We start from the raw sequence: 13,284 nt of genomic DNA, 5'->3' as shown, positions 1-13,284 counted from the left end.
GTACAAAGATGCTAGTTGCTATGTCACTAGATGTGCTAATGTTTATGAATAAGGAAATAAGGAGGTATTCATATGGCAGATTATTACATTAATATCTTTTTGGATAATGAAAAATTCAAGAAGATTGAAAATGCTGGGTTAGCAGATCAGGTTAAGGAGATAAGTGGTAAAAAGGTGATTCAGGTAGGTATTACCCAGAAGGAGCATAAGAAAATTTGTAAGGGTTTCCCAAACATGACAACAGACTCTTCCAATGCTTGTGTGCTTCCAGAAGAGGCAGAAAATACCCTTATGGGTTTTATAGTGAATATGAAGACTCTGGATGTTATGAAGGCTGCTATAATGAAGCTTTATAATCCTCTTGCAGGCAAGGAAATCCGTTCAAAATTACATTAAGATTTTTTTAGGGCGAACATAACAGGGTTTTTGGGTCAAACAGCCTCTGATAGTATCATTCATGGGTTGCGAGAAAGTAATTAATTCCAATTCAAACCTCTTAGAAAAAACTGTTGACTTTTTTAAGGTGCAGTGGTATTTTGCAAAAGTTTGTGAATGAGTATTCATTCAATATTTTCCCCGGTTAGAACAGGGTGCACTTAGTAACCATGCTAAATAATAGGATATTTAGATGAATAGGCTTTCCCCTGAACAGGAGGAAAGGAAAAAGGCTGTCTTCGATGGGATGTCGGCCAGGAATAAGAAGAAAATCCTGGCCAGAGGATACGGCAGATGGGATCCTTTTTTAGACCCAAAGGACCCAATCGATATGAGGGTAAGCCAAGGAAGACATGCGGCATGGGAACTTGCAAAGAACTTTCTTCAAACATGCAGTCACGAAGATTACAGTAATGAATATGGCCAAGGGGTATGGGAAATCTGTACAGGAATTATTAGCGGTAAAGACCGATACAGAGCGATGTACGAGTTTTCCTGTTGGTATCAACGCCTCTTGAAGAATGGTAAGCTATGAGTGAAGAGTTACTCTTAGAAGGTTATGTGAAAGATCTCAGGCATAGGTTAATTGAGAACCCGGGTTGTGCGCTTACCCATTACAACTTAGGGATCGCGCTTATAAAGCAGCATAAATGGGATGAAGCAATATCCGAATTTGAAGAGGCTATAGATGAAAGCCCTAGCATGGTAGAGGCATACATCAACTTGAGTGGGATATATTTCCAAAAGGGAGAAATTGAGAAGGGTATCGATACCTGTAAGAAGGTTATAGAGTTAAGGTCTGATTTTGCCATTCCTTATGGTAACCTGGGATTCGCCTATTTGCAGAAAGGGGAAGTAGAAAAGGCAATTGATATGCTCCAGGTGGCAGTTAAAAAAGACCCAAAATTTGTTCAGGCTCTGAGTACCCTTGGAAGTGCCTATCTCAGGCAGGGAAACATTGAAGAAAGTATTAAGTGTAGTAAGAAGGCTATCGATATTGCCCCTAACTTTGCAGTCGCACATAATAACCTGGCCATTGCCTACTTCGAAAAAGGGGAATTCAAAAAGGCAGAGGAACATTACAATAAGGCGGCAGAGTTTGGTTTTGATGTACACCCGGATCTCTTGAAAGAATTGAAAGCGTATCGTTCTTTATAAACTATAATAATGGCAGGATAACTTGATATGGTTCTAACTAATTAAATTAGATAGTGTTATCCCTTGCCTTGATCAGAGGGTTTGAATACAATTACCAATGTTCTTTGGGAGGGGGTGAGTAGATACAAAATCCATATTAATTGAAGGTAGTTTAAATTTAAACTTAGGAATGGAGGTATTTTGATGGCAAAACATAAAACTCCTATGCTCGATGAGCTAGAGAAGGGAAGGTGGCCAAGTTTTGTCTCTGATATTAAGCAGGAGGCAGAGAATAGGGGAAAGACCAGTGTTGAATTACATGCCCCAAAGGAGGCTTGTGATGATCTACTAGGTCTTCTTGAACTTACTTACAAAGACAAGGTAGTCCACTGGAAACACGGTGGAATTGTTGGCGTTTTTGGATACGGCGGTGGTGTAATAGGCAGATATTGCGACCAGCCTGACCAATTCCCCGGGGTGAGAGATTTTCATACAATGCGTGTCAACCAACCTTCAAGTAAGTTTTATTCCACTGAATTTTTGAGGCAACTTTGTGATTTATGGGAGAGACGCGGTAGTGGTCTTACCAACATGCACGGTTCTACAGGTGATATAATATTGCTTGGGACTACAACACCGCAGTTGGAAGAGATCTTTTGGGAGCTTACCCATGACCTTAATCAGGACCTTGGTGGTTCGGGTTCCAACCTTAGAACTCCGTCGGACTGTATAGGGATGGCTCGCTGTGAATATGCCTGCTACGATACTATGGCTTTGTGTTACGACCTGACTATGGAGTATCAAGACGAGCTGCACAGGCCTGCATTTCCGTATAAATTCAAATTTAAGTTTGATGGCTGCCCCAATGGTTGCGTGGCATCTATAGCAAGAGCTGACATGTCGGTTATAGGAACATGGCGGGATGACATCCGTATCGATCAGGGGGCTGTGAGGGAATATGTTGGCGGTGAGTTTAAACCTAATGCAGGTGCCCATTCAGGACGCGACTGGGGAACCTTCGATATCCAAAAAGAGGTGATAGGTCTCTGCCCAACCCAGTGTATGGAGTGGGATGGAAAGAAACTTAAGATCGATAATAAAGAATGCACCCGCTGTATGCATTGTATCAATGTAATGCCCAGGGCACTGAGAATTGGCCAGGATACAGGAGCATCTATACTCTTTGGCGCAAAAGCCCCGATCCTGGAGGGTGCCCAGATGTCCACTTTGACTGTCCCATTCATGAAGATAGAAGAACCATATGATGAGCTAAAAGATCTGATCGAGAAGGTTTGGGACTTTTGGTCTGAAGAGGGTAAAAACAGAGAGCGTCTTGGTGAGATGATCCAGAGAGTTGGTTTCCAGAAGTTTTTAGAGGTATTAGAAATTGAGCCAGACCCTCGAATGATCCAGGAACCAAGATCGAACCCTTACATCTTCTGGAAGGAAGAGGATGTTCCAGGGGGATGGGACAGGGATATTAAAGAATTCAGGAAAAAACACCAGAGATAGGAGGTTATGTGAATGGGCTACGATCCAAAAGATCCGTTGAAGGATAGAATAACCGATATAGGTCCACGAAATTATGAAGAGTTTTTGCCACCTGTCATTAAGGAAAATTATGGTAAATGGTTGTACCATGATATTCTTGAACCGGGTGTGCTTATGCATGTCTCTGAAACAGGTGCAAAGGTTTACACGGTGAGGGTAGGTGGCTGCCGGCTTATGAGTGTAACGCATATCCGTGAGATATGCGAGATTGCTGATAAACACTGTGGCGGGTATCTAAGGTTCACTACCCGCAACAACATCGAGTTTATGGTAGATGATGAATCAAAATTGAAACCGCTTATGGAGGATCTTGAAAAGAGAGAATTTGCAGGTGGATCAAAGAAGTTTCCAAGGGGTGGGACTGGTGCTGGCCTTACCAACGTAGTTCATACCCAGGGGTGGATTCACTGCCATACTCCGGCAATAGATGCATCAGGTGTTGTAAAGTGCGTGATGGACGAGTTATATGATGATTTTCAGAACATGAGGTTTCCCGCACAGGTTCGCATTTCCCTTGCATGCTGCCTAAATATGTGCGGTGCGGTCCACTGCTCTGACATTGCTATTCTCGGTATCCATCGTAAACCCCCTATGCTGGACCATGAGCATCTGGACAATATGTGTGAGATTCCCTTAGCTATCGCAGCATGTCCCACCGGAGCTATCAAGCCTGCTACAGTGGATGGGAAAAAGACCGTTGCTGTTAAAAACGAGAGATGCATGTTTTGTGGTAATTGCTATACCATGTGCCCAAGTATGCCGTTGGCTGATGAAGAGGGAAGTGGCGTTGCCCTGCTGGTGGGCGGTAAGATATCTAACAGGATAAGTGAACCTAAGTTTTCCAAGGTTGTGGTTCCTTTCCTCCCCAATGAACCCCCACGTTGGGACTCAACAGTAGAGGCGATCAAAAAAATCCTGTACGCCTATGTGGAAGACGCAAATAAATATGAGCGCCTTGGTGATTGGGCTGAGAGGATTGGCTGGGAGAGGTTCTTTGAGAAGACGGGTTTGCCTTTTACAGAGCATCTTATTGACGATTACCGCTTTGCGTATACGACATGGCGACAGAGCACACAATTTAAATTTTAGAGAAAAGGGGTGCTAAATGGGTATCGAAGAGGATAAAAAACTTATACTCGATACATTAAAGGGCAAGACAGGCAAGACAAAGTTCTATTTGAAAGACTTCAATGCTATGTTTCCAGACTGGAAGCCAAGAGACGTAAAGAAGCTTGTAAACTCAATGGTTACTGAGGGGCTCCTTGAGTACTGGTCAAGTGGTAGCACTACACTCATCGGACTCAAGGGTGCCGGCAAGCAACACGGCGCTGAGGATGAGGAGTAGAAAAAGTAAAGAGATGGCAGTAAACTGTTCGAGGGTAGCCTTCTCTGCCCTTCGAGGAAACTCAGGCAAGACTCTCCTCACAGTAGGGGCAGCAGCCTGTCTTCGCAGGGCAGGGCAGGCGTTTTCTCCTTTTAAAAAAGGCCCTGATTATATAGATGCAGCCTGGCTTTCTCTGGCATCTGGTCTGCCCTGTTACAATCTGGATACATTCTTGATGGGAAGAGAGGGTCTCTTTTCTTCCTTTGCAATCCATACTAACCAAACCCATGGTGCCCTGGTGGAGGGCAATAGAGGCCTTTTCGATGGTATGGATCCACAGGGGAGTTACAGCACCGCCGAGCTTGCAAAAATGCTTCAGATTCCAGTTGTTCTGGTAGTCGATTGTAGTATGGCAACACGTACTGTTGCCGCCATGATATTTGGCTGTCAACATTTTGATCCTGAAGTTTCTATAAAAGGAGTTGTCCTGAATCGGATTTCAGGGAACCGTCACGAATCCATTGTGCGTACTGCAATAGAAGAGAAATGTGGGATTCCTGTATTAGGGGCTGTTCCCAAAATGAAGGGTGGGGTTTTTCCAGAAAGGCATATGGGATTAGTTCCGCCCCAGGAACACCCGGATGCCAGAAAAGCTGTAGATGAAGCTGCCAGAATTGTTGAACGGTATATAGATGTGGAGAGGATATGGAAGATTGCAGTCGATGCCCCTTTTTTGAGTTATGATGATCCCAGTAAAGATGGGAAAGAAAAAGCATTGCCCCTAAATTCATCAAAAATGCCGCGGATTGGGGTAATTAGGGATTCAGCTTTCTGGTTCTACTATCCTGATAACCTGGAAGCTCTGGAAAAGCTTGGAGCGAAAATAGTGGAGTGCAGTGCCCTTGTTCAGGATGAACTCCCTCCCATAGATGCTCTCTACATAGGGGGAGGCTTTCCTGAAACCCATGCTGAAAAGTTAGCATCCAATCGGAATTTTAAAAGATCTCTGCGTGAGGCTGTAGAAAGAGGCCTTCCCGTTTATGCTGAGTGTGGAGGGCTGATGTATTTGGGGGAACAACTGATCGTTGAAAAGAAGACATTTCCAATGGTGGGAGTTTTTCCTCTGACCTTTGTTTTACAAGAAAAACCTGAGGGTCATGGGTACACTATCATGGAGGTAGATCAGCCCAATCCTTATTTCGGGGTAGGAGAGACCTTGTGTGGTCATGAATTTCACTATTCGAAAATCCTCGACTGGGGAAAAGATCAACTTACACCGGCATTTAGGGTCAAGCGAGGATATGGTATTGACGGGAGAAGGGATGGCCTCTGCTATAAGAATGTCCTGGCTACCTACTCTCATTTGCATGCTTTAGGAACAGATAAGTGGGCTAGAAGTCTATTTGATAATGCCGCTTGTTATAGCCGGAAACATGCTAAAAATAGAGAAGATGCGTCTTTATGTGGAAGATGCTTCCCCGTTGCTCTCAATTTCTAGGAAGAGAGATATTGGTTGAAAAATGGAAGATGTACGAGTTGCTGCGGTGATGATGTGTTCAGTTGTGGGGAAAACGTCTGATAACCTTTCGCGAATTGAATCGTTTGTCAGAGAGGCTGCTGATAAAGGGGTTGATATAATCTGTTTCCCTGAAGCGAGCATAACCGGTTACAGTGTCCATGAAATAATCAGCTCCTACGCTGAGCCGATTCCCGGTCCCAGCAGTGATGCCCTGGTTAGCATCTCCAGAGCTACTGGCTTAACAATATTGAGTGGTCTGATAGAAAGAGGGGATGGAGATAGCCTATTTATCAGTCATATTGTGACCTCACCCCATGGACTTGGTAGCGTCTACAGGAAACTCCACCTTGCTCCCAATGAGGGGAACATATACAGTCATGGTAATGAATTTTCCACTTATCGACATCCCAAAATGATCTTTGGCATTGAACTCTGTTATGACACGCATTTCCCTGAATTAACCACTATCCTCGCGTTGAGAGGGGTGGAGGTTCTCTTTCTGCCTTATGCCTCTCCACGAGAGACATCTGTGGAAAAGGGGGAACGATGGTTGCGATATCTGTCTGCACGTGCTTATGATAACAGCATTTTTGTGGTGGCATGTAATCAGGTAGGCAACTATGATGAAGGCGGATCGTTTCCCGGAGTGGCTCTGGTATTTGACCCAAAAGGTAATATAATAGTAGATGCCTATGGCGATGAGGAGAAGATTGTCATAGCTGATTTGAGGGTAAGTGATCTGATACAGGTACGAAAGAGTAAAATGGGTTTCTTTTTGAGCCGTCGTCGTCCCGAGATATATGGTGAACTTTCGATTTCACAAATTGACCCTACAATTCTAAATTCAGATCCATTAGATTTTAATTGACTTTTATATAACGACCAAAAAATAACAAAAGGAGGTAAGAAGTATGCCACAAATTGAAATTGGAGGCCAGACCTACGAAGTTGATGAAGATGGTTTCCTTCAGGAACTTGATAAATGGAGTAAGGAATTTGCGCAGGGTTACGCCGCCATGGAAGGTATTGAAGGAGAACTTACTGAAGACCATTGGAAGCTTATCAATTATATAAGGGATTACTATGCCCAGTATGGTATTGCCCCAATGATCAGAAAGCTCTGCAAGGACTGTGATTTTAAACTGAAGTACATATATGAACTGTTTCCATCAGGACCGGCAAAAGGGGCATGCAAACTGGCAGGACTATCTAAGCCTACCGGCTGTGTGTAAATAATTTAGTTCACTATTATTCATGAAGGGTTGAGGGAGGAGGCTCCAGATGGACCTCGTCAATATCAAGCATGAAGGTGGGCTCTGTTTTTCGGTCAATGTACGTAATCATCGATTTCTGGTGGACATGGCAAAAGATGAAGGTGGGGCTGATAAAGGTCCTTCACCAGCGGAATTATTGGTTGCTGCCCTAGGATCATGCGTTGGTGCTCACATTGCCACGTATTGCCAGACAGCCGATATTCCCCATAAGGGGATGGAATTAGACTTAACCTTTCAAGCTGTCAAAGAAGGAAACAAGTTAAGGATTTCAAGTATTGTGGGGGATATATCTCTCCCAAAAGATCCTGGTCCCCGTTCTAAAGCAGTCTTAAGGGCTGGGAAAAACTGTATTATCAGAAATACATTGGCACAAGGGCCTGAAATTGATCTGGAGTTGTAACCTTTAACCCTTTGTGGGTGAATATTTTAATGTTGGAAAACTTTTTAAGACAAAAGAAGGCCACTATTCTGAAAAGGTGGTTTGACATGATACTGGAGACTTATCCCCCTGATACTTCAAGGTTTTTGAAGCACGAAAAGAATCAGTTTGCTAATCCGGTGGGAAATACGATATTATTGGAGATAGAGGATATATATGAAGAGCTTCTCCGTGGTAGAGACTCTGAAAAACTCTCTGACTTTCTCGACAGGATTATCAAAATAAGGGCTATTCAGGATTTTTCTCCTGCCCAGGCCGTGGCGTTTGTCTTTCATTTAAAGAGTGCGATAAGAGAGGAATTGGGAGGTGAAATTTGCGGAGATCACCTTTTTGAGGAGTTATTGGAATTCGAGCTCCGAATAGATAAACTCGCCCTTCTCGCCTTCAACACATATATGAAATGCAGGGAGAAGGTTTACCAAATCAGAGTAAACGAAATAAGAAACAGGACATTTAGGCTATTGGAAAGGGTAAATCTGATAGGTGAGATTTCAGAACAGGAACTGGATATATCTTTGCCTTCTGACTACTGACTTCTGAATTCTCTGACTTCTTAATTTTTAGGGCTTTGCAACTAACTATGAAATAATGAGGTGGTAGCAAATGGGTCTATGGTTTTCTCTGTTCACGGTTGTAATACTTGTTTTGCTTGTCTTCATGGGAGTGGGGGTGGTAGGACTGAATTCCCTCTTTGGAATTGTTATACCCTATGTGGCTCTTCTCGTTTTCCTCGTTGGAATCGTATATCGTGTTGGGAAATGGACCAGGGCACCTGTCCCTTTCCGAATTCCCACTACCTGTGGTCAGCAGAAATCACATCCATGGATAAAGGCAAACAATCTTGAGAGTCCTTACAATGTGTTAGGTGTTATGGCAAGGATGGTTCTTGAGGTACTTCTATTCCGTTCCCTTTTCAGAAATACAAGAGCCGAATTAAGGGATGGCCCGAGGGTTGTATACGGGGGAACCAAGTGGCTCTGGCTGGCAGGGCTGGCCTTTCACTGGTCTTTTCTCTTGATTCTTTTAAGGCACCTGAGGTTCTTTACTGAGCCCATACCTTTCTTTGTGAATCTGTTTGAGAGTATGGATGGATTGTTCGAGATAGGGGTGCCAACACTCTACATGACCGATATCATCATCTTGCTGGCAGTGACGTACCTTTTTCTCAGAAGGGTAGTTATTCCACAGATTCGATACATCTCCCTTGCTGCTGACTATTTTCCTCTATTTCTTATCCTGGGTGTGGCACTTTCCGGCGTCCTTATGAGGCATTTTTATAAGGTAGATATTTTTAAAGTAAAGGAATTGGCTATTGGATTGTTCAGTTTTCATCCTGTGGTCCCTGAGGGGATTGGGCTGGCTTTCTATATCCATCTATTCCTTGTATGTACCTTGCTTGCCTACTTTCCCTTCAGCAAACTCATGCATATGGGGGGAGTTTTCCTCAGTCCCACCAGGAATCTGGCGAATAACAACCGTATGCGAAGACATGTCAACCCCTGGAATTACCCTGTGAAGGTTCATACATATGAAGCCTACGAGGACGAATTTAGAGAGAAAATGAAAGCAGTTGGACTGCCAGTGGAAAAGGAGTAAGATATGTCAGAAGACCTGTCAAATGTTCCGAAACCTGATGAGCTTATGGGGATAGACCATAAGCCTCCTAAAAAGGGGTGGATGGATGTCCCTGTTGATTTTAAACCGGGCACTTATAGTTATCCTGCAAAGGGCAAGAATCTTAAGATTCTTGATATGCCGAATCCGAGGGAATGGTCACCGACCGATGAGGACTGGAAACTGCCCGAAAACTGGAAGGAGATTGTCCGAGAAGGGTTCAAGGATCGGCTCGACAAGTACCGTTCTTTTCAACTCTTCATGGATATATGTGTAAGATGTGGTGCCTGTGCTGATAAATGCCACTTCTTTATCGGTTCTGGAGATCCCAAAAATATGCCTGTCCTCAGGGCAGAGCTGATGAGATCAGTGTACCGGAAGGACTTTACCACGTCAGGCAAGATATTTGGAAAACTAGCAGGGGCGAGAGAGCTTACCGAAGATGTCATAAAAGAGTGGTTTTACTACTTTTATCAATGCACCGAATGCCGTCGTTGTTCGGTTTTCTGCCCTTATGGTATTGATACAGCTGAGATTACCATGATGGGTAGAGAGCTTCTCCATTTACTTGGTTGTGGCATCAACTGGGCTATGGAGCCTGTGGCAAATTGTTTCAGGACAGGGAATCACTTGGGTATACAGCCTCATGGGTTCAAGGATACGCTTGAATTTTTTGCTGACGACATAGAAGATTTGACAGGGATCAAGATAAATGTTCCCCTTAATAAAAAAGGAGCAGAAATCCTCTTTGTTGTACCTTCCGGTGATTACTTCGGTGATCCTGGTACTTACACCTGCATGGGTTACATGATGCTCTTCCATGAACTGGGCCTTGATTACACCTGGAGTACATACGCCTCTGAAGGCGGAAACTTTGGCTTGTTTACATCACATGAGATGATAAAGAGGCTTAATGCCAAGATATATGCTGAGGCAAAGAGGTTAGGGGTAAAATGGATACTTGGGGGAGAATGTGGACACATGTGGAGGGTAATGCATCAGTATATGGATACGATGAATGGACCTGCGGACTTTCTTGAAGTGCCAACTTCTCCTATTACTGGAACGCGGTTCGAGAACGCCAAATCCACAAAGATGGTCCATATCACGGAGTTTACCTCTGACCTTATGAAGCACAACAGATTGAGATTGGATCCCAGCAGGAATGACAACCTGATAGTAACCTTCCATGATTCCTGTAACCCCGCTAGAGCTATGGGACTTATAGAAGAACCACGATATGTAATTAAGAATGTCTGCAACCATTTCTATGAAATGCCGGAAAATACTATAAAAGAGCAAACATTCTGCTGCGGGGGTGGTGCCGGATTGGGCAACGACGAAAATATGGAGATGAGATTAAGGGGAGGTTTTCCAAGAGGAAATGCTGTGAGGTATGTTCAGGAAAAGTACGGGGTAAACCGTCTTGCATGTGTCTGCGCTATTGACAGGGCTACTCTCATACCTGTATGCGACTACTGGGCTCCCGGGGTTGAGGTTACAGGCGTACATGAGATGGTAGCAAATGCCCTGGTGATGAAAGGGGAGAAGAAAAGAGAAACGAACCTTAGGGGTGAACCCCTGCCAGGAAAGGAGGACATAGAGGATGAATAACAGAACTATAATCGTAGCCGGGCTAATCATATTCCTCTGCCTTATAACTTTTCCTGTCTGGTATAATGTAGTTGGGGGGAAAGCCGCATCCGCCCCCGAACTTAAAATTGTTAGCAATGAGAAACAGTGTGTAGAATCCACTAAATATATGAGAAGCAAACACATGCAGCTGTTAAATGACTGGCGAAATTCCGTTGTCCGTGATGATAAAAGGACTTACATAGCTCTTGATGGAAAGAAATATAATATGAGTCTTTCCAATACATGCTTAAACTGTCATTCAAATAAGGCTGATTTTTGCGACAAGTGTCACAACTATGTTGAAGTGACACCTACCTGTTGGAATTGCCATGTCGTACCGGAGGGGAGCAAGTTATGAAAATCGACAGAAGAGGATTCTTAAAGATAGGTGGGTTAGGCATATTGGGGGTTGCGACTAAACCCGTTATTGATATTTTTTCAAAAGTCAAGATAGCAGAGGCTTCGGCTCAAAAAGGGGTCTTGCTAGAAAAAAGATTGGGTATGGTTGTTAATTTGAAGAATTGCAAGGACGGATGCACAGATTGCATCGATGCCTGCCATAGTGTTCATAACGTACCTAAAATTGCCAACCCAAAGGATGAGGTCAAATGGATCTGGACTGAGTCTTACGAGAATGCGTTTCCAGACCAGGAACACCGATTTATCGGGGGCGGAATGAAGGGAAGGCCTGCCATTATACTCTGTAATCACTGTGATAATCCATCCTGTGTAAGAGTATGCCCCACGAAGGCTACATTTAAAAGAAAAGATGGAATCGTAATGATGGACTACCATCGTTGTATTGGATGCAGATTCTGTATGGCTGCTTGTCCCTATGGATCAAGGAGTTTTAACTGGAGAGACCCAAGGCCTTTTATCAAAAAGATTAATCCTGACTTCCCAACGAGGACCAAGGGGGTTGTGGAAAAATGCAATTTCTGTGAGGAAAGGCTTGCCAAAGGTCTTATCCCTGCGTGTGTCGAATCGTGCAAGAACAAGGCATTGGTTTTCGGTGACGTAGAAGACTCCAACTCGGAGATAAGGGAAATTCTTCACTCCAATTACACCATTCGACGTAAACCAGGCCTTGGTACAGGGCCTCAAATCTATTATATAGTGTGAGGAGTTATGTTTGAAAAGGCTTTGATTGGAAGTAAAAAATACTGGGGTTTAGTGATTGGTCTGCTTGCTGTCATGGGGGTAGGTGCAATTTTCTATCTCCAGCAGTGGAATTATGGCTTAGGTATAACAGGTATGAGCAGGGATGTTTCATGGGGGCTTTACATTGCCCAGTTTACATTCCTTGTAGGTGTTGCAGCTTCGGCGGTTATGGTGGTCCTGCCTTATTACCTGCATAACTACAAGGCATTCGGAAGGATTACAATCCTGGGTGAGTTTGTGGCTGTGGCTTCCGTTATTATGTGTGTGACATTTATTATTGCAGATCTGGGTCAACCGACCAGGGCATTTAACTTACTACTTCATCCTACCCCCAGTTCGATCCTCTTCTGGGATACTATTGTCTTGAGCGGTTACCTCCTTCTAAATATTCTCATAGGCTGGAATGTCCTGGCTTCTGAACGAAAGTCGGTACCACCGCCTGCCTGGGTAAAACCCTTGATATACATTTCCATACCATGGGCAGTCAGTATTCACACGGTAACAGCCTTCATTTACGCTGGTCTTCCTGGTAGAGGTTTCTGGCTTACGGCTATTATGGCGCCCCGTTTTCTGGCTTCGGCGTTTGCAGGGGGGCCTGCCCTACTGATCTTATTGAGCCTTATAGTAAGGAAGTTTACAAAGTTCGACCCGGGAAAGGATGCCATTCAAAATCTTGGGAAGATCGTTGCCTATGCCATGTCAGTTAATGTGTTTTTTGTTCTGCTTGAAATCTTTACTGTCTTTTACAGTCAAATACCAGAACACATGCATCACTTTGAGTATATCTTTGCCGGTTTGGGTGAACATGTAAAACTGGTACCATGGATGTGGACTTCTGTTTCACTAGCGGTAATTTCTCTTATCCTATTGATTAACCCTGTTACACGCAGGCGGGAGGGTATCCTGGCATTGGCATGTGTGATAGTGTTCTTTTCCCTGTGGATAGAGAAGGGGTTTGTCCTGATAGTTACCGGATTTATCCCATCGCCTTTAGGTAGAGTATTTGAATATTCACCCACAGTCCCTGAGGTATTTATTACCCTTGGGGTTTGGGCAATGGGGTTCCTGATACTTGCAATTCTGTACAAGATAGCCATAGCAGTTAAGGAAGAGATAGGTGCATAAAAGGAAATTTTCAAGTTTTGATTAACTGATTATATATTTTAAGTAAGATTACAAAAAAGGGGGGATACAG

At 43.8% G+C, this 13,284-nt stretch carries 16 protein-coding genes; all 16 read left to right on the top strand.

What is annotated here, in order from left to right; genetic code table 11:
* The first annotated feature begins 72 nt into the window (after window positions 1-72).
* The 16 genes from AB1401_06880 to dsrP all read left to right on the top strand — a co-directional run bounded on the left by AB1401_06880 (window position 73) and on the right by dsrP (window position 13,214).
* A complete protein-coding gene (locus AB1401_06880) occupies window positions 73-396 on the top strand; it encodes a hypothetical protein (protein ID MEW6615169.1) in 324 nt (107 codons plus the stop codon).
* Between the two features lie 232 nt (window positions 397-628).
* Window positions 629-970 carry a hypothetical protein gene (locus AB1401_06875; protein ID MEW6615168.1) on the top strand — a complete coding sequence of 114 codons (342 nt, stop codon included), beginning with the start codon at window positions 629-631 and terminating at the stop codon, window positions 968-970.
* On the top strand, window positions 967-1,593 hold the full coding sequence (locus AB1401_06870) for a tetratricopeptide repeat protein (GenBank protein MEW6615167.1): 627 nt from the start codon (window positions 967-969) through the stop codon (window positions 1,591-1,593). Before AB1401_06875 ends, AB1401_06870 begins: the two co-directional genes overlap by 4 nt.
* A gap of 183 nt (window positions 1,594-1,776) precedes the next feature.
* The gene (gene dsrA, locus AB1401_06865; GenBank protein MEW6615166.1) at window positions 1,777-3,084 is read left to right on the top strand and encodes a dissimilatory-type sulfite reductase subunit alpha; all 1,308 of its coding nucleotides are present in this window, start codon (window positions 1,777-1,779) and stop codon (window positions 3,082-3,084) included.
* A 12-nt stretch (window positions 3,085-3,096) separates the two neighbouring features.
* Window positions 3,097-4,212 (top strand): dissimilatory-type sulfite reductase subunit beta, encoded by a 1,116-nt coding sequence (gene dsrB, locus AB1401_06860; protein ID MEW6615165.1) that lies wholly within the window; start codon window positions 3,097-3,099, stop codon window positions 4,210-4,212.
* A gap of 22 nt (window positions 4,213-4,234) precedes the next feature.
* Window positions 4,235-4,468, top strand: coding sequence for a dissimilatory sulfite reductase D family protein (locus AB1401_06855; GenBank protein MEW6615164.1), 234 nt, complete (start codon window positions 4,235-4,237; stop codon window positions 4,466-4,468).
* On the top strand, window positions 4,458-5,945 hold the full coding sequence (locus AB1401_06850) for a cobyrinate a,c-diamide synthase (protein MEW6615163.1): 1,488 nt from the start codon (window positions 4,458-4,460) through the stop codon (window positions 5,943-5,945). Before AB1401_06855 ends, AB1401_06850 begins: the two co-directional genes overlap by 11 nt.
* 22 nt (window positions 5,946-5,967) lie before the next feature.
* Window positions 5,968-6,834, top strand: coding sequence for a nitrilase-related carbon-nitrogen hydrolase (locus AB1401_06845; protein MEW6615162.1), 867 nt, complete (start codon window positions 5,968-5,970; stop codon window positions 6,832-6,834).
* Window positions 6,835-6,877: 43 nt separating this feature from the next.
* Complete coding sequence (locus AB1401_06840; GenBank protein ID MEW6615161.1) at window positions 6,878-7,198, top strand: TusE/DsrC/DsvC family sulfur relay protein; 321 nt, start codon at window positions 6,878-6,880, stop codon at window positions 7,196-7,198.
* Between the two features lie 49 nt (window positions 7,199-7,247).
* Complete coding sequence (locus AB1401_06835; protein MEW6615160.1) at window positions 7,248-7,640, top strand: OsmC family protein; 393 nt, start codon at window positions 7,248-7,250, stop codon at window positions 7,638-7,640.
* 29 nt (window positions 7,641-7,669) lie between these two features.
* Window positions 7,670-8,212 carry an RsbRD N-terminal domain-containing protein gene (locus tag AB1401_06830; protein MEW6615159.1) on the top strand — a complete coding sequence of 181 codons (543 nt, stop codon included), beginning with the start codon at window positions 7,670-7,672 and terminating at the stop codon, window positions 8,210-8,212.
* A 70-nt stretch (window positions 8,213-8,282) separates the two neighbouring features.
* Window positions 8,283-9,275, top strand: a complete 993-nt coding sequence (dsrM, locus tag AB1401_06825) for a sulfate reduction electron transfer complex DsrMKJOP subunit DsrM (protein MEW6615158.1) — start codon at window positions 8,283-8,285, stop codon at window positions 9,273-9,275.
* A gap of 15 nt (window positions 9,276-9,290) precedes the next feature.
* Window positions 9,291-10,907 (top strand): sulfate reduction electron transfer complex DsrMKJOP subunit DsrK, encoded by a 1,617-nt coding sequence (gene dsrK, locus AB1401_06820; protein MEW6615157.1) that lies wholly within the window; start codon window positions 9,291-9,293, stop codon window positions 10,905-10,907.
* The gene (dsrJ, locus tag AB1401_06815) at window positions 10,900-11,286 is read left to right on the top strand and encodes a sulfate reduction electron transfer complex DsrMKJOP subunit DsrJ (GenBank protein MEW6615156.1); all 387 of its coding nucleotides are present in this window, start codon (window positions 10,900-10,902) and stop codon (window positions 11,284-11,286) included. Before dsrK ends, dsrJ begins: the two co-directional genes overlap by 8 nt.
* Window positions 11,283-12,050 carry a sulfate reduction electron transfer complex DsrMKJOP subunit DsrO gene (gene dsrO, locus AB1401_06810; GenBank protein MEW6615155.1) on the top strand — a complete coding sequence of 256 codons (768 nt, stop codon included), beginning with the start codon at window positions 11,283-11,285 and terminating at the stop codon, window positions 12,048-12,050. The genes dsrJ and dsrO overlap by 4 nt, the downstream gene beginning before the upstream one ends.
* 6 nt (window positions 12,051-12,056) lie before the next feature.
* Window positions 12,057-13,214, top strand: a complete 1,158-nt coding sequence (dsrP, locus tag AB1401_06805; GenBank protein ID MEW6615154.1) for a sulfate reduction electron transfer complex DsrMKJOP subunit DsrP — start codon at window positions 12,057-12,059, stop codon at window positions 13,212-13,214.
* The last annotated feature ends 70 nt before the right edge of the window (window positions 13,215-13,284 follow it).

This window comes from Thermodesulfobacteriota bacterium, assembly GCA_040757775.1.
In the GTDB taxonomy this organism is placed as follows: domain Bacteria; phylum Desulfobacterota; class UBA8473; order UBA8473; family UBA8473; genus UBA8473.
This window is presented reverse-complemented; position numbering and strand designations above follow the sequence as displayed.